Here is a 23,777-nt window from a genome sequence, read left to right as displayed (position 1 = left end):
TTGAGGTGGGGTCTTACTGCCCGGCAAATAGCGGGATAAATAGAGAAAAAGACAACCGATATTTCTATCGCTTGCCTTACATTCCATTTATTATTTTTCTAACTCTTTAAAGGTATCTTTCAAGTCTTTATCAGATACCTTTATATCTGCATTTTTAAGCAGATCTCTAGTAACTTGTTGATGGAATTGAGGATCTTGTATACGTTGCTGTTCTAATTCTTTACGAATATTCTCTTTCTCTTCCTCATACGGTTTAAGCTCTTTTTTATCCGTTAGCTTAATAATATGATATCCGAAAGAAGATTTAACAGGTTCACTCAATTGACCAACTTCTAACTTATACGCAGCATCCTCAAATTCTTTCACCATCATACCAGGTCCAAATTCAGATAGTTCCCCACCTTTTTCTTTAGAACCTGGATCCTCTGAATATTGTTTAGCCAATGCCGCGAAATCTTCGCCACTATTTAATTTTTCTTTAATTTCTTTTGCTGTCTTTTCATCTTTTACTAAAATATGACTAACTTGAAGCTTTGGCTTATAATGATCTTTAATATCTTTTTCCGTTACGGTTGCTTTAATAGCTTTTTCAAAAGCAAAAGTAAGCTTTAATTTCTCTTTCAACTGATCTTCATTTTTCACACCATTGGATTCCATATATGTATTAAAATTATCGCCCATCTTGTCTTTTAATTCTTTTAGTTGTTTCGTTACCTCTTCATCCGTAACTTTATATTTATCATTTAATACTTTTTCTACTACCATTTCAGATAAATTCTGTTTACCGTAGTTTTCTTTTAATTTTTTGTTAAAATCACTTTCTGAAATGCTTCCTGATTTTGTCGTTACAATATTATCTGATGAACCACATGCAGATAAAGATAACGTCATACCCATTAAAATGCTACCAATTACTAATTTCTTTCTTTTCAAATCTGAATACCTCACTTCATTAAATTCAAATATAACTATGTAAATATAACTTTTTCCTGTGAACTTCACGTGAATTTAATGAAAGTAGAACATTTGCTAATTCTCCATTTAATACATCAATTTTGAAAATTATGGTGATTCATCCTATATCGCTAATCTCTAAAGCTGCAAAAAGGACTAATATTTTCATTAGTCCTTTTTCACATTTATATAAAATTGAATTTCTCCATCTATAGAGGAAACTCCATATTCAAAACCATGCCTTTCTAAAATACTTTTCACTATCGCTAAACCTAATCCTGTACCTGATTTTTCTTTACTACGAGAAGATTCTAGTACATAAAAAGGCTCCCAAATTTTCTCGATATCCTTAATTTTATCCGTAGGAATGCCATTTTTTATTTGGAAATATATACTTTTATTTCTATCTTCTAATGTAATTATTATGTTTTGATTTGCTGTATATTTTATCGCATTAGAAATTAAATTTTGAAACACCATTCTCATTTTATTTAAATCTGCATAAACGATTGTATCGCCCGCATTACAATTTACTTGCAAGTTAATTTCTTTCGAATCCAGTTCAATCTGATGCTTATCTAATATACTCTGGACCAGTGGTTCAATGGGGAATTCTTCTTTTTGTAAAATATCTCTTTCTAGTTTAGAAAATCGTAATAGTTCTTCAATTAAGTTTGATATTTGATCTGTTTGTTTAATAATTGTATCTACATAAGTCCCATCATCTAATCCATCTTTAATCCCCATAGAGTATGCTTTTACTAATGCGATCGGTGTCTTTAATTCATGCGTTACATCACCCATAAATCGTTTTAAATGTTCATTACGATCAGTTAAGTCTTGATGTGCTTCATGTAGTTTTTCACTCATGATATTAATACTATTGGCCAACTCTCCTATTTCATCATTCGTTTTCACTTTCGTTCTTTTAAACTGCAAATGTGAAATATCCTGAGCTACATCACTTAGCTCTTTCAGTGGCGTCGTTATTATTTTTGAAAGTATCCACACAAGTAAAATAATAAGAAGAAGCGAGAAACATACGATATATAAGTAAAATGTATTTAACGTATTTATAATTTCATTTGAATTCGCAATAGAAGTCCCAATTAAAATTATCGTATCATCTTTCGCAATATATTTAGCAAAAAAACTCGCTTTTACCTTTCCTTGATCGTACAGTTTATTCGATTGCCCTTCCGTCTTCACTTTCATAACTTCGTCTTTCGTAATCCAAAGCTTATTTAACGTTACTTTCTTTTTCGTAAGTTGCATGCGTAACGCGTCGTTCATAGCATCTTCTGACTGATTAATTGGCGTATACGCAATTGTAACATTATTTTCACTTTCAATTGTATGAATAACATCTTCTAAATCATTGACTGGCGCATTTTGTATTTGAGTTGTAAATTCATTTAAGTTTTCACGTGTTTTATAAATATTATATTTCGGTAGGAGAAAGTTAATTAATAATAAAGAAATTGTAAATATAAGAATAACGGTTAAAGAAATGCTGAGAAATAGCTTTTTCCCAAGTTTATTCACTTTGTTCCTCCAAACTATAACCCAGCCCACGATGCGTCTTAATAATATTTTCTCCAATTTTTTTACGCAGCCTTCTTACATGTGTATCAACCGTTCTCTCTTCTCCAAAATAGTCAAATCCCCATACAATGTCTAACAATTTTTTACGAGTTAAAATAGTTCCTTTATGATTTAAAAAGCATTTTATTAATTCGAGCTCTGTTTTTGTAATTTCTAACTCTATATCATTTTTATATACTTTATTTTTGGCAAAATTTATCTTTACATCTTGTACTTGAATAATATCATCATGCTGAATAAGTTTTTTCGCTCGTGTAATTAGTACTCCTGGATGAAATGGTTTTTTTACGTACTCATCTGCCCCACTTTGAAGCGCTGCTAATTCATCTTCACTTTCACTTTTCGCCGTAAGCATTAATACTTTTACGCTTGAATTCTTTTTTATTTCCTGACAGACAGTAATACCACTATGTTTCGGCATCATCCAATCCAAAATAGCTAAATCAATTTTTTCATCATAAAATATTTGAAGTGCTTCCTCTCCGTCTTTCGCTAATAATACTTCAAAGCCTTCTTTTTCAAAATAAGCTTTTAAAATCCTTAACATATCTTGTTCGTCATCTGCAATTAAAACTTTCATATTTTTTCCTCCATTGCTTTTAAACAAAAACCAATTGTATCATACAACATCTTTGTTACATGAATGTGACAGAAAAATATTTAAAGCTTTTGAGGGGATAGTAATGGTGAGGTGTTGTACTATGATAAAAAAAATCGGGGTCATTTCTCTTCTTCTATTTCTATTATCAACAAATGCGTTCGCAAATACAAATCAACAAATTGAAGTATTTGATTGTCAAAAAGAAATGGTCATTCAAAAACAATCTTTAGATCCAGTAATCCAAAAAGAAGCAGTTCAATACGCTAAATCAATTACTGGTCCATTTAAAAACTTAAATGTCGTTCCAAAAGATGGCTATATGATAAAAATCCCTTTATCTAAGCCGGTTTCTATTACTAATCAATGGTTACACACTACAATAGACGAAGTACTTATACTACTCCCACTAAAAGAAAATCCTTATATTATGCTTTATGATGATGAAAATAATCCGCATTTTTATTATGTAAAAGGTAAACCAGGATTATTATTGAAACAAATGAAGGTTAAAACGTGATTGACTGAAAAGGAGTCACCTTATAAGCTAAATTTTAAAAGCTAAGGTGCTCTTTTTTATAATAACAATTTGGTAAATGAAATTATAAAAGTTGTTTCTAATATAAGGGTCGCACCTTCATATATATCAGCGATTTTTTAAGATATATCGATTTATCAACGAAAATACCTTTCCGTAGCTATTGTTTGGATAGCAATCTCTATAATACTTTGTAGTGACTTGATCCCTTATATAATCCCCCTTTCACAAATCCATTTGCAGTATAAAACACATCCCCTTGCTTCGTGTCAGTATGTAAAACAATCACTTCAAAATACTTTTTCGCATGACATAATAGCTGGTTTAATAATAAGTTCCCTAACCCTATACGCCGATAATCCCTTAAAATATAAAATCTCCTTAACCGCCCAATCCTATTGTCTTTTATGTACGGATCTTTATTTAAACCTCCAACTCCAATTAACATATCACCTTGGAAAACACCATATAAACATTCTCCAGTTTTATTGAATACATTTATTTTGTTTTTATATTCATTTATTAGCCTTATAAGGAAACTAAAACCTTCTTCTTCACTTTCTTGAACGAGATGACTGAATTCATATTCCATTAAATTTTCTATTTGTTGAATATGTATATCTTTCAAGTCCATTCCCCCTAAGTATGAAAATACATAAAAATGCTCGAGAATCATTTATTCTGAGCATTTTTATGCTTATTACTTTATTTAATTCATAGTATGCATATACTTCACTTCATATGTAAATCGATAATACAGTTGATTAATTTTATTATGAAAATATAAGAGCCTTGTTACAATCTAGTGTGTCGTAAGGCTCTTTAAAGTTTTTTAATTCTTATTGAACTAAAGCATCTGTTTGTTTAAGTGTATACATTCACCATTTATAAATTCTCTCAAATATACTATAAGTTTATATATTTCTCATTCTTCTCTAACAGGTTCAAAATAAATTGTAATTTGTTAATCGATATGTTTGTGTAACCACTGTTCAAATATCTTTAACTGTTCTTCAGTATGAAAGTAATGTTCACCCGTCTCCATAACTTCTAATTCACAACGATGTTTTTTTGTAAAATAGTTAATAGTTTCAAATTCGCACAGTTCATCCTTGGCTCCGTACATAATATATGTATCTATATTCCATATATTAATAGGATGTTCTTTTACATAGCATAAATAATCCCAATATAACTTTTGACCAATAGGTGTCTCTATAGTCATTTCTTTTTGCAAAAGCTCTGGTGTTACATTAAACCATTTCATCATATTTTCGATAATTCGTTCCATATTAACTACTGGTGATAAAAATAATGCCTTTTCTACCACATCATTTTGATAAGCTAAAAGGCTAAAATACGCTCCCATACTACATGCAAACACGTTTATTTCTTTCCAATGTTCTTTTGCATAATTCATAATTATAGATAATTCACTAACACAAATCTGTACTTTGCAAGGCGTATTATCATCTTTTCTTTCTCCATGCTCAGGTAAATCAAAGCTTAATACTTGATAACCTTTTTGTTTGGCTTCTTCAGCTAATATTTGAATAATTGTATCTTCCTTATTTGACATATTTCCATGTACTGCAATAAAAATTTTATCACTCTTATCTCCCCATAAAACCGCAGGAATATTACTAATTTTAAAATTATTTTTAATCATATTCCCTCCATAAAATAAGACATATAGGACTTGGAAAAAATGCAAACACTTTTTATCTTTGTACAGCAGGCAGTATCCGCTTTAACTCTATTAAATCATCTATTACTATATCAGCGTGAGCAAGTTCATCTTCTTGCGCAAAATCAAAATTACACCCAATTGCAAGTAAACCGTTGTCTTTCGCTGCATTTATATCAGATAGCCGGTCACCAACTACCGCTGCCTCTTTTATATCATATTTGTTCATAATACTTTTAACTAAGTCACCTTTATTTAGCGATTGTATTTGTTCAATACTAAACGTTTCAATCACCCACTTGTCTAAAGCATAATAAGTTACGATTGCTCGTAAATATTCTTTCAAACCATTACTAGCAATGTAAATGGAACAATTATTTTCTTTTATATATGTAAATATTTCTTTTACATTTGGATATAAAGCGCCTTTTCCGCTTTTTATGTTTTCAATAAGTCTATCTAAAAAATATGCATCTGTTTGTTCTCTTATTTCAATAGAATGGTCCGGTAATAAAGCTTCCCAAACTTTCGGTAACGGCACACCCATAATTTCTCTATATTTATCAATTGGTGTTACTGTATCCCATAATTGTAATGATCTTAAGTGATCAAAAGTATCATCTAATGATAATTCTAAAATTTTATCTGTTTGAAATAACGTACCATCCATATCAAAAATTAATGCTTGTAACATTCCTATCTCTCCTTTTGGACTATGGTTTTACCAGATATATTTTTAAGCATCTCAATAATAATTTCTGAGCAATAATTCGCAGCAGTTTTCGCGAAGTCATCATAAGAAATTTGAGCTTCATCATTTGCGCTGTCAGAAATACATCTTATAATGAGAAACGGTATATCATTTATATAGGCAACATGTCCAATTGCTGCCCCTTCCATTTCTGTACAATGAGGTGCGTATTCGTCTATTAATTTCGCCTTTAACTTTGAATCTTCAACAAAACATTCACCGCTGACAATTCTTCCTTCATGAACTGCAATCTGTAAACTACTACTAATACAAGCTTTACGTGCTAACTCTACCAATTCCTTACTTGCAATAAATTCTTCTTGGAACGGAAATAAGTTTTTCATTTGAGTTTTACTTACATCATGATGAGTAACATTCGTTGAAATAACTATATCGCCGACTTTTACATCTGAATGTAATCCACCAGCAACGCCCGTATTAATGATAGAGTCTACATCAAATTTATGAATTAATGTTTGCGCGCATGCAGCTGCATTTACTTTCCCTACACCAGAACGTGTAATAATTACTTCTGTTCCCATGAATTCTCCAATATAAAAAGGCATTCCCGCTATTGTCTGTTCCTCTTGTATAACTAGTTTTTCTAAAAGTAAATCTATTTCAATTTGCATTGCTCCAATAATGCCGATTCTGTTCATGTATGTAGTCCCCTTTATTAATTAATCCCTTTAATCCGCTCAGACATAACCGATAATAAAAATTTCGGAAGTACAAGTTGTCTCTTTAATCTTTTCGGCTGTGAGAGTAACCTATACAGCCATTCAGTTCCAGTATCCCTCATTATTTTTGGTGCTCTTTTTACAGTACCAGATATTATATCAATCATGCCTCCGATACCAATAGATAGCGGAACGTTTAATGTTTGTATGTTTTCATAGATGAACTCTTCTTGTTTTGGTGAACCTAGTCCTACGAGTAGTAAATGCGGCTTGAACTGCTTAATTTTCATTTTTATTTCCTCTATTTCTTCACCATTTACAAATCCATGCTGTCCTTTAAATTGTGCTCCTGGGAACTGCTCATTTAATTTTTCTAATGCCTTGTTATTACTTTCTGGCGCAGCTCCAAAAAGAAAGACACGATATTCATTGTCGTTACAATATTTTATTAAATCGTGAGTTAAATCCGCCCCAGTAACACGTTCTTTCAAACTTCCTTTTAATATTTTCGAGCCAATTATGACACCAATCCCATCCGCTGTTATTAAATCCGCAGATAGTAACATCTTTTTAAATTCCTTTGATTTTTCCGTATTTTCCTTTGCAGACATAACAATTTCAGGATTTGCAGTTACTACAAACCTTGGTTTCTCTTGTTGTTCATGTAGCCAACCTTTTAATAAACTTATAGCTTTTGCATATTCTAAAGTTGAAAAAGGTATACCTTTTATAAACTGCTGATCCACTGTACTCTCCCCTTACATAAGCTGCAAATATTCATCAATGTCTTTAGAAATTTGAATAAAAGCTTTATTCCAAAATTCATAATTTCTTATATCTATTTCAAAATGTTTTTTCATAAGCTCCTCTACTGGAGCCTTTCCTGTTTCTCGTAAGAACTCTTTATATTTCGAATGAAAAGTACTTTTACCTTCTTGAGCTATTTCTAATAAGCTAAAACTTACTAAATATCCAAATGTGTATGGATAATTGTAAAAAGGAACATCTGCTATATAAAATTGAATATATTTCATCCATACAAACGGCTGGTATTCACTTAAAGCTTTTCCATAAGCTTCTTTTTGTGCAATTATAGATAATTTCTCAATTTCATCAGCACTTAAAGGACCCTCTTTACATTTTTCATAAAATGTTTTTTCAAACTGATACGATGCTCGTATTGCCATTACATAATTAAAACTATTTCTTATTTTCCAGCTAAGTAATGACTTTTTCGTATCTTTACTATCCGTTGTTTCAATTAGATAATTTACGAGTACCGTTTCAAAGAAAATAGATGCTGATTCAGCCGTACTCATTGGCAAATAATCATCTAAAAAAGACGTAGATTGTTCAAAACTCATATTATAAAAGTGCCAAGCATGTCCTAATTCATGAGCGAGCACTCTTACACTATCTATACTCCCATCATAACGAATGGAAATTCTCGATTCTTTCTCACTGAAAAATGGAGCACAAAACCCACCTGGTGGTTTATTCTCTCTCGGTTCAGCATCTACCCAACCACTTTCTATCGCATTACGTGCAAATTCTGCTAATTCTTCATCAATATTCTTACATGCATCATAAACGTTTTGTATTGCTACTGAAAAAGGAATCATGATCTCATTACTTTCCTTTACCGTCATAAGTTCATGCCATGTAATTGAAGCTTTTCCTTTCTTATACACGTTTAAAGCACTTACTAATTTATCAAGGTTTTCTTCTGTCGCATTCCACATTTGGAATAATACAGTTTCTGAAATGCCATTCGCATGAAAAGATTGTGTTAAAATCTCTCTATCTTCTATTTCATTACTCTTTGCATTACGCAATCTCCCTATTTGATTTAATACAGTAGCAAAGATTTCTTTTTCCTTATGTAAAGTACTTGTAAGTAACTCGAATACCTCTAATCTTTCCTTTTCATTATCACTATTCATTGCAATAGTATTTGCTTGTCCAAAAGATAATTGTTTATTATTGTGCTCTATTTCTATCCTATCCCGTAATTGTATGTACATATTTTCCCACGCATTCAGCTCATCTTTTATTAACTTAGTATTATCTGAAGTTTCCACTTCATTATGTTTTATTACTTGCTGTAATTCATTTTTTAGTTCCTTCACGTTCACGGTCAATTTAGTAAGGTCAGGTGGTACACTTTCTTCAACTGATCTACAGTACAAATAGTATTCTGCTTTTTCAATAGCTTGTATAAGCTTTGAAAGAACCTCTACATCTTTTGTTACAAAATATTGCTCTTTCAACTCCAAAATTGGAAATAGAATATCCTCATTTGAATACAAGCGATTTAAATCCCATCTAGCAATTTCATGCATTTTTATAGCCGCCTCCTATTTTTACAAATAGTTACAGATATTTCTTCCTACACAATTATATATGAAATGGCAAAATTTTGATATCTTCAAATATTTAAATTCCTATAAATACATTCTTATTTATACTCTTTTCTTCTGCTACCGAAACCTACATAACATAAGCATATGAATGATACAGCCACTGGAATAAGTATTACTCCCCCAATAAAAGGGTAAACCGCTATGCAACATGTAAAAGCCACTATAGAAAAAATTTTCCCTAACTTATTCTTTATTAATTTCATCCCGGCCGCAGTACCAACTATATATGTAATAATTCCTAATGAATTTGGTATTAATACAATTTTATCTATACTGATTTGTAAAACGAAACTTATTAACAAACCTATAATCGCGATAAAGCCTACAACTTTTACTGCATTTGTTGGCGTTTCTCTTTTTTCATCAATATGTGCCAAATAACGTGGTGCAACTTCTTCCTGCCCTAATGAATAACCTAAACGGCCCATACTTGCTATAAATGCATTTGTCGTTCCTAAACAAATGATAAAAGCTAAAAATCCAATTATCCATGCAAATTGGTCACCTAAAGTTCGCTTGATTACCAGCACTAAAGCTGTAGTATTATCAGCGTTTATATGATAAGACTTCGTTCCAATTACTGATAATGCAATACCAATATATAAAACTCCAATAATAACAATCGCAAATCCTGTGGATAAAATAATATTTCTTTTTCTAGGTGTTTTAAATTCTGGCGCTAAACTCGTAATGGCTTCCCAACCGAAAAACGACCAAAAAATTAATAATGATGCCTCTAAAATTGGGTTTATTTTTTGCATAGAAATATGTACATTTATATGCTTCATTTCAATATAAGGTAATGAACTTATAATTGTTACGATTAAAATAATGAAAGTTAATACACCTATACATATTTGAAATAATCCACTTATTTGTAACCCATATAAATTGAAACCAATTGAAATACTTAAAATAATCAGCGCTATAACGTACGAAAAATATGCTGGTAACGTAAAGACCTTCACTATATACATGCCACCAGTCAAAGATACAACGATTTGCCCAACACTACCTGCTATATAAAAAGACCAACCTATAATAGCACCTACATTTTTGCCAAAAGCTTTTTCTGAAAAAGTAGCAATTCCACCTGTACTTGGATGCTCAATCGATAAAAAAGCGAATGTGAACGCAAGTGGAATACTAAGTGCTATCATAACAAGCCAGGAAACAATCGCATTCCCTTCTGCTACACTCGCTGTCATACCAGGTAATATAAGAATTCCTGATCCTAGAACCGCTCCAACGTATAAAGCAGTTCCCCTTTTAATTGAAATTGTTTCATTAAAATGATTAGACATTACATGCACCTCCATTTATATTTTAATTATAGAAAGTTGTCAGTCTATTTGATATTCAAAATTGTATGTAGTCTGGCATTAGATTTTACATTATGTATTTATTTCAGAATTTCACTTTCGTATTTGTAAAGGAGCATAATTCATGGATGAAATTGATAAGAAAATAACCCTATTACTGCAAGAAGATGCCAGAATGACAATTACAGAAATGACTGAGCACTTACACCTCACCCGCCCTAGTGTTACCGAAAGACTAAAGAGATTACAAGATACTGGAATAATTGAGAAATATACCGCACGGATATCATTAGATGCAGTTGGAAAATCAATTCAAGCATTTTTAAGAATTGAAAATTTAAAGATTCCTTGTAAAAAATTTGAGGAAAAAATATACGGAGAACATAGAATACTTGAATGTCACCGAGTAACAGGTGAAAGTAGCTATTACTTAAAAGTAGCAGTTCACTCTATGAAGGAATTAGAAGAATTAATTGATATCGTTATTCCGTTTGGAACAGTCAAAACTTCGATGATTTTATCTTCACCAATACCATATCGACCGGTAATCACAGATTAAAGAAAAAAGGATTGATCAAAAGATCAATCCTTTACTCTACTTCATTTAAGAAAAATAACGTTATAACGCCAGGTCCTGTATGTGCACCGATTGCTGCACCAATTGTATTTACGATAAATACTTCACAGCCAAATCTTTCCGTAATTAATGATTTTAATGCTTCAGCTGTTTCTAAATCGTCACCGTGAGTCATACCGATTGTTTGACCTTTAAGGTCTTTACCACGTTCTTCCATAATATCAACAATACGGCTTAATACTTTCTTTTTCCCTCGTACCTTTTCAAGTGGTACAAGTTTTCCTTCTTCCACGTTTAAGATCGGTTTAATGTTTAGTAAACCACCGATAAATCCTGCGACTTTACTTAAACGTCCACCTCTCACTAAGTACTGTAAGTCAGCTACAGTGAAGATATGTTCCATATGGCTCATTAGAAAATCAACACGCTTTAAAATATCTTCTTTTGATGCGCCGTCTTTTGCCATTTTAGCAGCTTCTAAAACGACAAGACCTTGACCAAGCGAAGCACATTTCGTATCAATAATTTCTAAATCTAAGTTAGCATATGTTTCTTTTACTTCCTCTTTAATGACAACTGATGATTGATATGTACCAGACAGTTCAGATGAAAAAGCTAAATATATACAAGGATCACCTTCTTTTGCATAAGAAACAAATTTTTCTTGGAACGTTTCAAGTGAAGGCAATGACGTTCTATAAACAGCGCCTTCTCTCATTTTTTGTAATAATGTAACTGACTCTAATGTTACTCCATCTAAATACTCTGTTTCTGCTTCATCATATACACGGAGTGGAATTAAATCAATATCATATGCTTGCAGCAATTCTACTGGTAAATCCGCCGCACTATCCGTAATGATTTTAACACCCATTTTTAAACCTCTATTCTGTTATAAATATAAAATAATAAAATAAAAATAGTACTTTTAAATTATATACGTAAAACTTAAATGAAGAAAGGAAAACACTTTATATTGTATGCACTATTCTTCAAAACTTGAACTGTTAATGAAAATGATTCTATTTTAAACACCTTTTTCTTATTATTTTTCTAAAACACGAATAATTTTATAAGTATTTTGTATCATTATATTTTAATTCTTTATCTTAATATAATCTTTTAAAATTCATACTGTTTAAAATTGAAAAGCCAAATCCAATAAAGGAAATGGCTTTTACATTTTCATAAGATAACCAAACTTTATTTTCCATCAAATTGTTTGTTTACATTCATACTTTGGTGATGTTGAATATTAGTCCAGTTATGATAAATATTTATAGCCTGTACTATAATTAAAATAGTGAATATTCACCTGTAAGAATCACTAGATAAAAACAAGTTAAACATTTTATAAAATATTTAATTTTACTAGTAAAGCTAATAAAATTTGGAGAAGAATTTGAACATTTACTGCTATGTCTGTATCCGTAGTCGTAACTGTAACATTTCTAGAATTTCTAATAACAGTTTCTTGTTTATTAATTTGTTTAATAGATGATTTTTGAAACAATTCTTGTGCTACACGGTCAGCTTTTTCACTATCTGCTATAGAAATACTTATTATAACCACGATAGCTGCTTGTAATGCTGCTTGAATAGATAAAGCAGCTTTTGTATCTGTAGTAGTAACTTCTACATCCGCTGAATCTACAATTGTAATAGATTCTTCAGAAATTTGATACGTTTTACTTTCTTGCGCAGCTGCTTCTGAAACGCTAGCATTTTTAAAAGATGGATGAGGATTTGAGGAATCTAATGCACTCCACTTTTTATTTTCATCTGAATGACATGTTTTGTCCATGCGTTCACCCCCTTTCAATCTAAATAATTATTAACTTGTGATTGTATTTCAGAAACAATACTTTTAATTTGCTGCTTTTTTTCTGGTGATAAATTTTTTAATTTTTCTTCATTTATCCCATGCCTATTAAAAATATCTGAGAGTAAAAGGTCTATAATTATATTCTTTTGATCCTTATCAAACTTAAAGGAAGAAAATTTGTTTAAATCATCCATTTACAATATTCACTCCAATCAATTTTCTATAAAAATTTTAAATATCTACGAGCATTATATGTAATGAAATAAAAATTGCTTGGACAAGTAACTTAATCTTCTATTTTCACTTCTTTTTGCTAATAAAATCAAAAGCTGACTTCTAATAAGAAGACAGCTTTCCTTCACTTCACATAAATATAAGTTTCATTACTGTTAAATCATGTATTTTATCTTTATTTGTAGTTTTCCACACTTGCTTTACCATTAATCTTGAATATTAATTCAGTCATAATAAAAAGTCCAAGCTTGTACCACGTATTACAACAAAAAACATTTACTTAGAGTGAAAACTTATAGCTAAATATCAATAGGATAGACACTTTATAAAATGTTTAGTTTAACTAATAAAGCTAATAAAATTTGAAGGAGAATTTGAATATTCACTGCAATATCTGTATCAGTAGTTGTTACGGTTACGTTTCTAGAATTTTTAATAAATGTTTTTTGTCTATTAATTTGTTTAATAGCTGATTTTTGAAATAATTCTTGTGTTATTTTATCTGCCTTTTCACTATCTGCTATAGAAATACTTACTACAACTACGATAGCTGCTTGTAATGCCGCTTGGATAGATAGTGCAGCTTTTGTATCTGTAGTAGTAACTTGTACATCTGCTGAATCAACTATTTCAATATATTCCTCAGAAATTTGATCGATTTCATCTGTTTGTATAGCTGCCTCTAAAAAATTTGCATTTTTACTAAACGAATAATCATTTAATGATTCGCAATCTTCTTTTTTTGGCTCGCAATCCTCTTTTTTTGGCTCACAATCCTCTTTTTTTGGCTCACAATCCTCTTTTTTTGGCTCACAATCCTCTTTTTTTGGCTCATGAACTCGTTTTTTCGGCTCAAACTCCCGGTTTAATGGATCCCGATTTTTCTTTCGTCTACAAACTTCACATTCACACATAAAATCACCCCTTTTAGTCTTAAAAATTAGCAATATTAAAATATTGACTAACTAATAGCATTTTATGTATTTTTTTAAAATTTGTTTGGACAAGTAACTTAATCTTCTACTTCTTTTTCTAATAAAAAAAGCTGCCTTCTAATAAGAAGACAACTTTCTTTGTGACTACTCTAGAATAGATTTCATACAATATAATTGTTCCTTCCTTATAACCTGAGTTCGTCACTTTAGTTATAAAAATGTGGGTATATCCTATAACCTTTTTAGGGACCATCCATAATTTATTTCATAAAAAGTGCTTTGTTTTACTGAAAGGTGGTTGCGGAAACAACCGCCTTTTTATTCGGAACAAAATAAAACTTTTATATAAAAGACCCATAATTAAATACACTTAACTTCATATGATATATTGCATCCTTTCTTTTTAGAATGAGTAGTCGTTACTGAAGGGCACTTTTCGAAGTGCTCTTATCTTTAATCTCCCTCTTTTTTAGGAAGAGTTTTTTTACTAAATCCTAATATGATTTGTATCACTAAGGCTGGCGATTACCACATTTCCTTAATAGCTTCAATGAATACAGTAGCTACTAATTAAAATACCCCTATAATTTTCTCTACACTTAAACAATCGTGCGTTATCGAACGCATGAACTAATTTTTATTTTGACTATGTAACACTAAATTCACAAGATTATTATCCTATGTTTGGTGAAGCCATCATTTCAATGCCAGCAACCCCACACTTTTAACTAATAACTTAAACAAATGGGCTACCTCAAGGTTCCTTTGATATAGTATCTTATGTTCTATATAATGAAGAGAGCGCTAGTATTTCCAAGGAGGATGTATATGAGTATTCAATTGGCCACATGTAACGATTTAAAATGGATTAATAGTCAATATGACTCAATAGGATTTGTACGAAGTGATTTAAAGAGAGATAAAGTTGCAATTATTACATATAACAACGAGTATGCAGGTGTTGGCCGATTAGTCGAAATAGATGAAGATACTTTAGAAATGGGCGGGATTTTTATTCTGCCTCAATTTAGAGGGCTTCAATTAGCTGGTGAGCTTGTTTCATTTTTAGTAGAAACTGCGAAAAAATCACAAATACAAAATGTATATTGTCTTCCTTTTGAGGAATTAGAAAACTTTTATAAGAACTATGGATATACTGAAGTCGATACTACGACAGAAGCAGTCCATCCAATTATTCTAAAAAAATATAATTGGTGTTTGGAGAACTACGATAAACACGTTCTACTATTTAAATTGTAAATGTAATAAAGTGAAACTTTAATCAATGGGAGTTTTAATCAAACCCCTCACCAATCGGGCTTTGATTAAAACTCTATGTTCCGTCAATACTATAGATAATATGATTGTATTTCTCCATTCCCCCTTAGAGAGGAGCAGTTGGCTTTTACTAGCTGCTCTTTTATTTTTTCAAAAAGCCACATAAATATCTTTAATTCCAAACATTCAAAAGATAAAATATGATATGATTGTTATGAAGATATTTACCAACTAATAAATGCGCCCTAGACTTACGTACTAGGGCGCATTTATTTTTTAGTATGTAACTCCTTCACTCATCTATTATCCACAAAATAAGTATCATATGCCTTATCAAATTCATATCCTAACTTTTCTGCTAGTTTAGCAGATGTAGTATTCGCTGCGTCCCAGTTTGGATACTTTCCATTTTCTAAGCAATCCAATATAAGAGCTGCACTTACTACAGTTGCCAAGCCCTCTCTTCTATGATTGTGATCAGTCGCAACTTCAATTTCAATCCCATCATTATAAATACTATACGAGGATGCACCGCATACAACTTCTCCGTTATATAAAATGCTATAACCTATACCACGGTTTATATAATCTTCTACCGAATGAAATTGACTTGTGAAATCTTCAGATATCTTATGTAATGTAGGGCTATTTGCGATATGCTCGTCTATTCTTCTTAACTCATATTCTTTTGGAAGTGCTGATATAAAAGATTTTAATTTTGAACGATTAAAAACTTCTGGATTTCGTTTGAATTTATAACGTAAAAACTTATCTATTTTTCTTTCATGGAATGTTTCTAAGCGTTGTTTCCACTCTTCACTATTTACGATAACTAAAATTCTTTCTGGAATATTACGTAATAACTCTTCTGTTTCTTTCGTATTTGGGTCTCCAGCGTAAAATGTAAAAATCCCTACCGTAACTTGTGCTACTTTTGGATTTTCAAGATCATTTACCCAAGCAGTACCCATATGCCCTTGTAAATAAGAAAGTAAAACAACGTTATTGAAATCCTCAAACATAGAAACTAGTTTTTTTCTTGTATGTATATTCGCTTCATATATCATTTACATTCCCGCCTTCTTTAGAATCAACTACTCTTAACATTTTCATGAGCGCTCCATAATTCGTATTCATATACATACCCACCTGTTCATCATAAAAGCAATTGACTATTAAATTAAAACTTCGAATATTTATAAAATATCAGTAAACATAAAATGATTATAACATCTACTAACTATGAAATGATCAACATATAAAATAAGTCAACAATAAATATATTTCTTACCCGTTAACAAACGGTTTGAAGGACCAACATAATTAATTATGTAACAACCCTCAACAATAGTTTGAGGGTGCATTTAAATACATGTGTTATAACTCATTTTTATAAATAAAAGATTCCGTCTCACCGTTCTTATATACTTTAGTCAATTTAACAACTGATTTGTACGTGTTAACATCATCCTCTATCATTTTTTTCATCTCTTCTATTTCGGCATCACCAGTTCCGCCCTCTATTTTTAAACAGTTCGAAATGGAAAGGTATCCGCTTGATGCCAATATAAAAATAAAAATCGTATCAGGAAAATTAATAAATAATAATCCGTAGTTTAAAGGGTCTCCAGCTGGATGTGATAAAAGTAATCGAAAACCTACCAGTTCAGGTACTTGAACAAAATCTCTAGAAACTCTCGCCTCACCTACTATAGTAATTTGCTTTACTACATTCCCGAGATCATCTGTAAATTCAGTACATCTAGGTGGATTAATTGTTGTTGCTTGGAAAGACACATTTAATTCAGGATTGTTAAAATCGAAAAAGATTGTACTCCCCTCTATTAAACATTGCGGGCAAACATTTCCTAGCAAGCTAAAGTCCTCTTCAATATATTTAACTTTTGTTTTGCAACTACATACTTTCCCTATTCGAATTGCATCAATCTTTGAACAATCGACAAATATAACCTCATTGTCTTCTTGTACGAATGATACGATACCTGTTTTCTTATTAAATGAAAGAAAATAAGATACAGCAATTTCGTTTCCTGCTATTATGATACTTTCAACTTTTGTATACGGTTCTAGACTCTGTAAAAACTCACATATACTATTTTGGCAACACCCACAATCACGTTTCGGTTCACACCCCACTTACACTCCATCCCTTCTCTATATAGAATTGCTACTACATATATATGAGAAGAAAATAAGAAAAGCTTGGACAATATAACGTTAACGTAGTAATATCGTTACCTACTCGTACATTTATATGGAAATCACACCATTTTTGAGTAAGGACACATAATTTTTACTATAAATACATATAACAATTTCATCTTTCATAAAAAAAACGTTATAATAAGGTGTAGCCTCTACGATTACGTTATAAAGGAGATTAAAACAATGGCTAAAATTAAAGTATACCAAGCAAAAGAGGAAAATATGGAAGCAGTAAAAAACATCATTGATGTTGAGGAACAAAACCCAACTGCTGAAAACTTACAAAATCTATACGCATGTGTATTAGATACTGAAGATATGGCATTGCCTGAATCATACATTGAAGAAGATATCTTAATTGATTCTATTGAAGTTATGGTTAACGCTTCTCAAAGCAAAGTAAGAGACTTAGGTGCTTACGATGTAATCGAAGTTCAAAACAAAGGTAAGAAAACACAAATTTTACTATTAGCAGACGAAGAATACGAAATTATCGAAGGCTAATCTAAATCCGTACATACGAAAAAGCTCCTTTCCAATTAGAAAGGAGCTTTTTCATTACGCTTTTGATGTTTCACTCTTTTTATTCGTTTGTTGTTTCTTAATTACCATGCGCTCATTTCCCATAAAGAAAATGAATATGAATGCTAATCCAGCTGGTACCAATGCCCACATGAATGTTTGAACAATTGAACTAGAAAGAGCGTCAATAATCTTATCTAATATTTGCGGAGGGATTTGAGATCTTGCCGATTCTGATAGAATAGCTCTTGAATCCCCTAAAGCGTTTGTATTCATTCCCCCGCTCATCCCTTTAAATGCTTCTTCTAATTGATCTTGGAAACCTGTTCTTTGGATCATTCCGAAGATTGTAATGCCTAGTGTCATTCCTAACGAACGAATGAAGTTACTCGTTGAAGTCGCAGACCCGCGCTGTTCCATACCGAAGTTGTGAATAGCTGCCATACTTAGTACAGAGAATGAGAAACCGACTCCAAATCCGATAATAATCATATAAACTGTTAATAATGCACGACTTGTTTCTGGTGTTAACGTGCTTAATAAGAATAGTCCAATTAGCATAATAACCGCAGAAATAATCATAATGTTTCGGTAGCTAAGTTTAGTTGTTAAAAATCCGCCTAACTGCGCTGTTACGACTGATCCTAACATCATCGGTAAAAGTAATAATCCTGAGTTTGTTGCGGTACCACCGTATACACCTTGAATAAATAACGGAATGTACACAGTTGCTGACATAAATGCAGCACCGTAACATAAAGCAATAATTGTACTCATTCCGAATAAGCGCTGCTTAAACATCTCAAATGAAATAATTGGTTCTTCTACTTTTCGTTCAATAAAAATGAATGCGATGATTAAAATGGCGAATCCACCAAATAAGCTTAAAATAAAGCTAGAATCCCAATCATATTTTTGTCCACCTAGTTCTAAAGCAAACATTAAACAAATTACTGCACCAACTAAAGTAATTGCACCAAACCAATCAATCTTTTGCTTTCTATGAACGCGTGATTCTTTATAAAAGAATGTAATAAAAATAAGTGCTAAAATGCCAAGTGGTAAGTTAATATAAAATACCCAGTGCCAGCTAATGTAATCGGTAATATATGCGCCAAGTAATGGCCCGAAAATACTAGATAATCCAAATACCGCTCCGAATAAGCCACCCATTTCCCCGCGTTTTTCAGGTGGGAAAATATCAAAAACGATAGTAAACGCAATTGGCACTAATGCCCCGCCGCCAATACCTTGAATGGCACGATAAATACCTAACTGTGTAATATTTTCAGCAGTACCACAAAGTGCCGAACCAATCATAAAGACAATTAAACCGAAAATAAAGAATCTCTTTCTACCATACATATCTGATAGCTTACCGAAAATCGGCATGCCTGCCATTTCTGCGACCATATAGGCAGAAACGACCCATACAAAGTTTTCGAGGCCTCCTAAGTCACCAACGATTGTTCCCATCGCCGTTACGACAATGGTATTATCCATCGATGCCATTAAAATACCTAGCAATAAGCCCGCCACAACAAAGCCGAGCTTATTATTCTTCTCAACCATATCTCTTGCTCTCCCTCATACTACTTATATTTGTTTATGTTCTTTTACGACTGCATTACCTTTTTGATTAAAACTAGTATGATATTCTACAACACTAATTTCACATCCAGGACCAATTGTGACGTTGTTGCCTCTTACAACTTCAGCAATCGTATGTTCTAAATAGATATCATCTCCTTCAACAATCGAAGTTTGGAGGTTTCCAGCATGACTAGTAAAAGGAATAAATCTCGTTTTTTTACGAACAGTAATCTTTTTGCCACCAATTTCTCTTACCTTACTGCCTTCATAACGAAGTGAGATTTGAATATTTTCAGCATTAAGTAATCCAGCACTTTCAAGACCACCAGTTAATGATAAATCTTCTATTTCAATATCTCCCTTCACATTTAAAGCACCTTTTACATCAACAAAATCACCTGAAAACTTTCCTGCAATATCTATCATACCTCTAACTTTTGTTTTTTCAATATGAGCATCACCATGAATTTGTGTATTACCATATACTTTTACATATTCCGCATCTATATTTCCTTGTACTTCGTTATCTCCATACACGACATAATTTTTCACTTTCACATTACCACGTACATCACTCGTTCCGTACGTTTTAAACTCATTGCAACTCATATCATTCGTAATTGTTCCTTCACCGCGAATCTTCACTTTATTATAATCTCCGCCTGCTGAATTACCAGAACCATTTACTGTGAGACTATGTGGATGTTCCATATTGATTTCTCCCTTCCGTTAAACCAGCTTAATTTCTTTTACATTTGCATTTTTATCAACAGTAAGAACACCGGTATATTCAATCAGTTCAATCTCACAGTTTGCTCCTACTGTAACATTGTTTCCTCTTACCGTTCTTATGTGAGCATAATCAATATCGATATTGTCACCTTCTAATAGTTCAGCTTCTAACTGCAAGCCAAACACTGTTTTAAATAACCTACTAAATGTACCTGATCTATGTCTTACTTTAATCGTTTGACCACCAATTTCTTTCGCTCGACATGTACCGTGAATATTTATATTAATTTCATCTGCGCTTAATAAACCACCGATTGTAAATTGTCCTTCTGAAGAAAAAGTATCCACTTCACAATTACCGTCAATTGTAGCTTGACCATTGACTTTAAATTCTTCACCAGTGACATTTCCACCTATCGTACCTTTTCCTGCAATTTTCAAACTGTTTGCTTTTACATTTTGCGTAATTGTTGCTTTTCCATCAATTCGCATCGTTTCAGCATGAACTGTACCATCAACTTTACCAGATCCGCTAATTCGTGCACTGCTACTTTTCAAATCACCAGTAACTGCACCGTAACCGTTACATTCAAATTGCTCACATTCAACATTTCCATTCACAGTTCCTTTTCCGTTTAATTGCACTTTATGAAACTCGCCGCCATTCGATGAACCGTAACCATTTATAATCAAATTATCTGTACGCATACTTTCTCCTCCACTACAACAATTTAGTTTTTAATGCTTCGGTATATTTCATAATCGCTTCGCGTAAAACGATTTTGGTGCCTTTTTCAAAAATTAAATCGTCCACGTTTGAAACTAATAAACATGTAGAAATCCCTAACTTTCGGACGATGATTAAGTCACAAGTTTTATGTTTCATTGCTTCATAATTTTCACGTAAAACTTGCAAGACCATTTTTCCTTCTTCTAAACTAATCTCTCCTGATTGTAGTAATTCTTCTAACATGTACACATAAAGAATATCTACAAATTGAAACTCTGCTGTTTTATTCGTTTGTTCTATGAAAAATTGTAAAACTGGTTCTGATGCAATTCCCTTGCATAAAATGTCTTCCTTTGTTAAAAGAATTTCTCTCACACTCGGTGAAAACATGTTCGCTAGTTCATCAAGTGATAAATCCTCTTTCATCGTTTGGATTTTATCGATACGCTCTAATATCTTTTCTTTCGGAAAAAATGTCTCTTGACCTGTAAACGTTGATTTTCGTACAAACCAATCTTCCGGAATTAAATTTTTTCTTTTCCACCTATATAACTGTCCGTATGAAATACCAGTTAGTTCTAATAAATCTTTTTTTGAAATTAAATCTGTACTCAACTGTATAACACTCCTTTCTGATAACAATGTAACATAACACTGTTACGCTGTAAATAGACTTTTATCACAAGTAGCGTAACAATGTGTAAAACAAACCTATTCTCACATACAAAAAAGGCTCTTACACATCTTATGAAAATGTGCAAAAGACCTTATATATCAAGATTTAAACCAAATATTATAAAAATCAATCCAACCTTGTGAATTAATCATTATATTTTGAACTTTTTCATGTGTACTTACCTCTTGTTTATTACGATATAAAGGAATAATATGAATTTGACGTAACAAAGTATCCTCGATATCGCGTAACAGTGTAACTCTTTTCTCTAATTCTTCTTGTCTAAAATAAGGAGACAACTTTTCATGAAAGTCCATGCTGCTTTGTCCATGAATAAAACTATTTTTTGTAAGAAACATATATAATAAACTATCTTCTATTCGTTCACTTATTGTGGCACTATCATGCATCATATCGGCCTTTTGTATCGTACTTACTTCCAATAGCTCTTCTATCTCAAGAAAATTATTTTCTACACGAATCCCGTACTTCGCACACTCTTTTTGTATCCATTGTGCATCTTCAACATGATCTCGTCCTGTAAATGTGTAGAGTTGTAGCACTTCATTATGATAATTACTCCTTTTAATTAAACTTTCTACATCTTCCTCAATCTCTACAATGCTTTCACCTGCTAATATTAGTTTTTTTGCCACTTCTCCACGTTCTCCGCCGAGTTCTTGAACGATTGTATAACCATGAATGATGTTATATAACGCTTTCCGAAATAACTCATCTTGCATTGGTCCTTCTTTCGTAAGATTACATGTTATATATGTCACGTTCGACTCAAGCCGAGACAATTCTTTATTATGTTTTTCTTTATCTTTATACTGCGCCTTTACTAAAACATCGTATGTACTTACACCTTGTTCTACATTCCACAACTCAATACGATCTAAAAAAGGTCTTTCACGAAAATATAAAGGATGTCCTTCTAAAATGAACAGATTTTCATTACTTTTATATAATTGAAAAGGCCCTGTTCCAATTAACCCTCCTGCTTCATCTTCATTCACGATAGAACACTGTTCTGCACTTAGCATATGTAAAAACATTCGATTTTCCGTATGTAATTGAATTTCGAAAACGTAGTCATCCACTGAACGGATATTTTCAACGTGTTGTAACATCCATGCGTGTGCATTATTTTCCAGCTTCATAAATCGATTCAACGAGTATATAACATCATGTGCAGTAAGTTGTTTTCCATTATGAAAGTGAACTCCTTTTCGTAAGTAAAACGTCCATATTTTTTCAGCGTCATTATATTCCCAGTGAAATGCAAGTCTTGGCTCTATAATGTTTGTATTACCGTCTACATACACGAGTGTGTCGAATATATGTTTTACCATATGGCATTCTGAACGCATTGTAGCGTATACAGGATCTAATGTGATATCTAAATTCATTTGTACTTGCAACCGGAGTACATCTCTTCTCCCTTCAGATGTCATTTCAACCTTATGACCAAATATTGAATCCACCCAGGAATGATATTCTCCCTTTACCGATGGAAAATGTGAGCTATAGCGTTCCACAAATATACTTCCGCTTTTCACATCCCCTTTTTTCGTTATTTCTTTTCCTCTATCTAAAATTAAAGATATCGGGTGCTTTTGAAATATTAACTTAGACCGATTTCCTCTGCCGCGACCTGGAAACCACTTAATCCAATTTAACTCATCTAATTTTTTTATAATTAACTTACTATTGCGCTCTGTACAAAATAATGTACCAGATATATTTTGCACTGTTACTTCCAATCGTTCTCCCTCTTTTTTTCCTTTTCCATAAGCAATCCATAGTTCAATGTATTGATCTAAAATAAACATCATACTCCCCCTAAAAGGTGAAAAATCCTCCCTATAGTCTCTACCCTTTTTCCAAC

General features: G+C 32.0%; 25 protein-coding genes. 4 read left to right on the top strand and 21 right to left on the bottom strand.

Annotated features, from left to right (window positions below; translation table 11 throughout):
- Positions 1 to 90: 90 nt before the first annotated feature.
- From MKY38_RS08115 to MKY38_RS08105, 3 genes are all read right to left on the bottom strand, one after another.
- Positions 91 to 933: a peptidylprolyl isomerase PrsA gene (locus MKY38_RS08115; RefSeq protein WP_001987511.1), complete on the bottom strand. Its 843-nt coding sequence runs from the start codon at positions 931 to 933 to the stop codon at positions 91 to 93.
- 189 nt (positions 934 to 1,122) lie between these two features.
- Positions 1,123 to 2,499 (bottom strand): sensor histidine kinase, encoded by a 1,377-nt coding sequence (locus MKY38_RS08110; protein ID WP_001037258.1) that lies wholly within the window; start codon positions 2,497 to 2,499, stop codon positions 1,123 to 1,125.
- A complete protein-coding gene (locus MKY38_RS08105; RefSeq protein WP_000865979.1) occupies positions 2,492 to 3,139 on the bottom strand; it encodes a response regulator transcription factor in 648 nt (215 codons plus the stop codon). The genes MKY38_RS08110 and MKY38_RS08105 overlap by 8 nt, the downstream gene beginning before the upstream one ends.
- A gap of 121 nt (positions 3,140 to 3,260) precedes the next feature.
- On the opposite strand from MKY38_RS08105, the gene MKY38_RS08100 reads away from it, so the two are divergent.
- Complete coding sequence (locus tag MKY38_RS08100; protein ID WP_000591774.1) at positions 3,261 to 3,677, top strand: hypothetical protein; 417 nt, start codon at positions 3,261 to 3,263, stop codon at positions 3,675 to 3,677.
- Positions 3,678 to 3,876: 199 nt separating this feature from the next.
- Here the strand turns inward: MKY38_RS08100 and MKY38_RS08095 are convergent, their stop codons facing one another.
- The 7 genes from MKY38_RS08095 to MKY38_RS08065 form a co-directional block, all read right to left on the bottom strand.
- Complete coding sequence (locus MKY38_RS08095; RefSeq protein WP_002005239.1) at positions 3,877 to 4,371, bottom strand: GNAT family N-acetyltransferase; 495 nt, start codon at positions 4,369 to 4,371, stop codon at positions 3,877 to 3,879.
- A 288-nt stretch (positions 4,372 to 4,659) separates the two neighbouring features.
- Complete coding sequence (locus tag MKY38_RS08090; protein ID WP_000594617.1) at positions 4,660 to 5,364, bottom strand: alpha/beta hydrolase; 705 nt, start codon at positions 5,362 to 5,364, stop codon at positions 4,660 to 4,662.
- Positions 5,365 to 5,416: 52 nt separating this feature from the next.
- Positions 5,417 to 6,076 carry an HAD hydrolase-like protein gene (locus tag MKY38_RS08085; RefSeq protein ID WP_000938412.1) on the bottom strand — a complete coding sequence of 220 codons (660 nt, stop codon included), beginning with the start codon at positions 6,074 to 6,076 and terminating at the stop codon, positions 5,417 to 5,419.
- A gap of 2 nt (positions 6,077 to 6,078) precedes the next feature.
- Entirely contained in the window at positions 6,079 to 6,792 is a 714-nt protein-coding gene (locus MKY38_RS08080) for a 5'-methylthioadenosine/adenosylhomocysteine nucleosidase (RefSeq protein WP_001079723.1), read from the bottom strand.
- Positions 6,793 to 6,809: 17 nt separating this feature from the next.
- A complete protein-coding gene (locus MKY38_RS08075) occupies positions 6,810 to 7,559 on the bottom strand; it encodes a WecB/TagA/CpsF family glycosyltransferase (RefSeq protein ID WP_000372654.1) in 750 nt (249 codons plus the stop codon).
- Between the two features lie 12 nt (positions 7,560 to 7,571).
- Entirely contained in the window at positions 7,572 to 9,155 is a 1,584-nt protein-coding gene (locus MKY38_RS08070) for a M3 family metallopeptidase (protein WP_341048640.1), read from the bottom strand.
- A gap of 116 nt (positions 9,156 to 9,271) precedes the next feature.
- Positions 9,272 to 10,540 (bottom strand): APC family permease, encoded by a 1,269-nt coding sequence (locus MKY38_RS08065; RefSeq protein ID WP_000064917.1) that lies wholly within the window; start codon positions 10,538 to 10,540, stop codon positions 9,272 to 9,274.
- Positions 10,541 to 10,682: 142 nt separating this feature from the next.
- On the opposite strand from MKY38_RS08065, the gene MKY38_RS08060 reads away from it, so the two are divergent.
- Entirely contained in the window at positions 10,683 to 11,117 is a 435-nt protein-coding gene (locus MKY38_RS08060; protein WP_000343328.1) for an Lrp/AsnC family transcriptional regulator, read from the top strand.
- A 31-nt stretch (positions 11,118 to 11,148) separates the two neighbouring features.
- Here MKY38_RS08060 and MKY38_RS08055 read toward each other — a convergent pair whose 3' ends face one another.
- The 4 genes from MKY38_RS08055 to MKY38_RS08040 all read right to left on the bottom strand — a co-directional run bounded on the left by MKY38_RS08055 (position 11,149) and on the right by MKY38_RS08040 (position 14,108).
- Positions 11,149 to 12,009 carry a DegV family protein gene (locus tag MKY38_RS08055; RefSeq protein ID WP_341048638.1) on the bottom strand — a complete coding sequence of 287 codons (861 nt, stop codon included), beginning with the start codon at positions 12,007 to 12,009 and terminating at the stop codon, positions 11,149 to 11,151.
- Between the two features lie 477 nt (positions 12,010 to 12,486).
- Positions 12,487 to 12,939, bottom strand: coding sequence for a spore coat protein (locus MKY38_RS08050; RefSeq protein WP_000361676.1), 453 nt, complete (start codon positions 12,937 to 12,939; stop codon positions 12,487 to 12,489).
- A 14-nt stretch (positions 12,940 to 12,953) separates the two neighbouring features.
- On the bottom strand, positions 12,954 to 13,154 hold the full coding sequence (locus MKY38_RS08045; protein ID WP_000342253.1) for a spore coat protein W: 201 nt from the start codon (positions 13,152 to 13,154) through the stop codon (positions 12,954 to 12,956).
- Positions 13,155 to 13,517: 363 nt separating this feature from the next.
- A complete protein-coding gene (locus tag MKY38_RS08040; RefSeq protein WP_000333024.1) occupies positions 13,518 to 14,108 on the bottom strand; it encodes a spore coat protein in 591 nt (196 codons plus the stop codon).
- A gap of 849 nt (positions 14,109 to 14,957) precedes the next feature.
- On the opposite strand from MKY38_RS08040, the gene MKY38_RS08035 reads away from it, so the two are divergent.
- On the top strand, positions 14,958 to 15,389 hold the full coding sequence (locus tag MKY38_RS08035) for a GNAT family N-acetyltransferase (RefSeq protein WP_065224488.1): 432 nt from the start codon (positions 14,958 to 14,960) through the stop codon (positions 15,387 to 15,389).
- Between the two features lie 314 nt (positions 15,390 to 15,703).
- Here MKY38_RS08035 and MKY38_RS08030 read toward each other — a convergent pair whose 3' ends face one another.
- Complete coding sequence (locus MKY38_RS08030) at positions 15,704 to 16,474, bottom strand: GNAT family N-acetyltransferase (protein ID WP_000638727.1); 771 nt, start codon at positions 16,472 to 16,474, stop codon at positions 15,704 to 15,706.
- A gap of 310 nt (positions 16,475 to 16,784) precedes the next feature.
- Positions 16,785 to 17,564 carry a BC_2878 family exosporium-associated protein gene (locus MKY38_RS08025; RefSeq protein ID WP_070180217.1) on the bottom strand — a complete coding sequence of 260 codons (780 nt, stop codon included), beginning with the start codon at positions 17,562 to 17,564 and terminating at the stop codon, positions 16,785 to 16,787.
- A gap of 252 nt (positions 17,565 to 17,816) precedes the next feature.
- Between MKY38_RS08025 and MKY38_RS08020 the strand changes: the two genes are divergently transcribed.
- The gene (locus tag MKY38_RS08020; RefSeq protein WP_001062733.1) at positions 17,817 to 18,137 is read left to right on the top strand and encodes a hypothetical protein; all 321 of its coding nucleotides are present in this window, start codon (positions 17,817 to 17,819) and stop codon (positions 18,135 to 18,137) included.
- 54 nt (positions 18,138 to 18,191) lie between these two features.
- Here MKY38_RS08020 and MKY38_RS08015 read toward each other — a convergent pair whose 3' ends face one another.
- The 5 genes from MKY38_RS08015 to MKY38_RS07995 form a co-directional block, all read right to left on the bottom strand.
- Positions 18,192 to 19,727, bottom strand: coding sequence for an MDR family MFS transporter (locus MKY38_RS08015; RefSeq protein WP_070180218.1), 1,536 nt, complete (start codon positions 19,725 to 19,727; stop codon positions 18,192 to 18,194).
- Positions 19,728 to 19,751: 24 nt separating this feature from the next.
- Entirely contained in the window at positions 19,752 to 20,459 is a 708-nt protein-coding gene (locus MKY38_RS08010) for a cytoplasmic protein (protein ID WP_065224490.1), read from the bottom strand.
- An 18-nt stretch (positions 20,460 to 20,477) separates the two neighbouring features.
- Positions 20,478 to 21,188 carry a bactofilin family protein gene (locus tag MKY38_RS08005; protein WP_070180219.1) on the bottom strand — a complete coding sequence of 237 codons (711 nt, stop codon included), beginning with the start codon at positions 21,186 to 21,188 and terminating at the stop codon, positions 20,478 to 20,480.
- 13 nt (positions 21,189 to 21,201) lie between these two features.
- On the bottom strand, positions 21,202 to 21,825 hold the full coding sequence (locus tag MKY38_RS08000; protein WP_000102241.1) for a YhbD family protein: 624 nt from the start codon (positions 21,823 to 21,825) through the stop codon (positions 21,202 to 21,204).
- A 159-nt stretch (positions 21,826 to 21,984) separates the two neighbouring features.
- Positions 21,985 to 23,721 carry an ABC transporter substrate-binding protein gene (locus MKY38_RS07995; protein ID WP_065224492.1) on the bottom strand — a complete coding sequence of 579 codons (1,737 nt, stop codon included), beginning with the start codon at positions 23,719 to 23,721 and terminating at the stop codon, positions 21,985 to 21,987.
- Positions 23,722 to 23,777 lie beyond the last annotated feature (56 nt).

The sequence above is a fragment of the Bacillus sp. FSL R5-0585 genome (assembly GCF_038004545.1).
GTDB classification, from domain to species: domain Bacteria; phylum Bacillota; class Bacilli; order Bacillales; family Bacillaceae_G; genus Bacillus_A; species Bacillus_A cereus.
This window is presented reverse-complemented; position numbering and strand designations above follow the sequence as displayed.

Coding starts and splice junctions, on each gene's coding strand:
- MKY38_RS08095 (WP_002005239.1), bottom strand. CDS start 4,371: ATGATTCTCGAGCATTTTTATGTATTTTCATACTTAGGGGGAATGGAC.
- MKY38_RS08085 (WP_000938412.1), bottom strand. CDS start 6,076: ATGTTACAAGCATTAATTTTTGATATGGATGGTACGTTATTTCAAACA.
- MKY38_RS08070 (WP_341048640.1), bottom strand. CDS start 9,155: ATGCATGAAATTGCTAGATGGGATTTAAATCGCTTGTATTCAAATGAG.
- MKY38_RS08030 (WP_000638727.1), bottom strand. CDS start 16,474: ATGATATATGAAGCGAATATACATACAAGAAAAAAACTAGTTTCTATG.
- MKY38_RS08005 (WP_070180219.1), bottom strand. CDS start 21,188: ATGCGTACAGATAATTTGATTATAAATGGTTACGGTTCATCGAATGGC.
- MKY38_RS08060 (WP_000343328.1), top strand. CDS start 10,683: ATGGATGAAATTGATAAGAAAATAACCCTATTACTGCAAGAAGATGCC.
- MKY38_RS08065 (WP_000064917.1), bottom strand. CDS start 10,540: ATGTCTAATCATTTTAATGAAACAATTTCAATTAAAAGGGGAACTGCT.
- MKY38_RS08090 (WP_000594617.1), bottom strand. CDS start 5,364: ATGATTAAAAATAATTTTAAAATTAGTAATATTCCTGCGGTTTTATGG.
- MKY38_RS08105 (WP_000865979.1), bottom strand. CDS start 3,139: ATGAAAGTTTTAATTGCAGATGACGAACAAGATATGTTAAGGATTTTA.
- MKY38_RS08100 (WP_000591774.1), top strand. CDS start 3,261: ATGATAAAAAAAATCGGGGTCATTTCTCTTCTTCTATTTCTATTATCA.
- MKY38_RS08015 (WP_070180218.1), bottom strand. CDS start 19,727: ATGGTTGAGAAGAATAATAAGCTCGGCTTTGTTGTGGCGGGCTTATTG.
- MKY38_RS08045 (WP_000342253.1), bottom strand. CDS start 13,154: ATGGATGATTTAAACAAATTTTCTTCCTTTAAGTTTGATAAGGATCAA.
- MKY38_RS08080 (WP_001079723.1), bottom strand. CDS start 6,792: ATGAACAGAATCGGCATTATTGGAGCAATGCAAATTGAAATAGATTTA.
- MKY38_RS08035 (WP_065224488.1), top strand. CDS start 14,958: ATGAGTATTCAATTGGCCACATGTAACGATTTAAAATGGATTAATAGT.
- MKY38_RS08040 (WP_000333024.1), bottom strand. CDS start 14,108: ATGTGTGAATGTGAAGTTTGTAGACGAAAGAAAAATCGGGATCCATTA.
- MKY38_RS08020 (WP_001062733.1), top strand. CDS start 17,817: ATGGCTAAAATTAAAGTATACCAAGCAAAAGAGGAAAATATGGAAGCA.
- MKY38_RS08055 (WP_341048638.1), bottom strand. CDS start 12,009: ATGGGTGTTAAAATCATTACGGATAGTGCGGCGGATTTACCAGTAGAA.
- MKY38_RS08050 (WP_000361676.1), bottom strand. CDS start 12,939: ATGGACAAAACATGTCATTCAGATGAAAATAAAAAGTGGAGTGCATTA.
- MKY38_RS08010 (WP_065224490.1), bottom strand. CDS start 20,459: ATGGAACATCCACATAGTCTCACAGTAAATGGTTCTGGTAATTCAGCA.
- MKY38_RS07995 (WP_065224492.1), bottom strand. CDS start 23,721: ATGTTTATTTTAGATCAATACATTGAACTATGGATTGCTTATGGAAAA.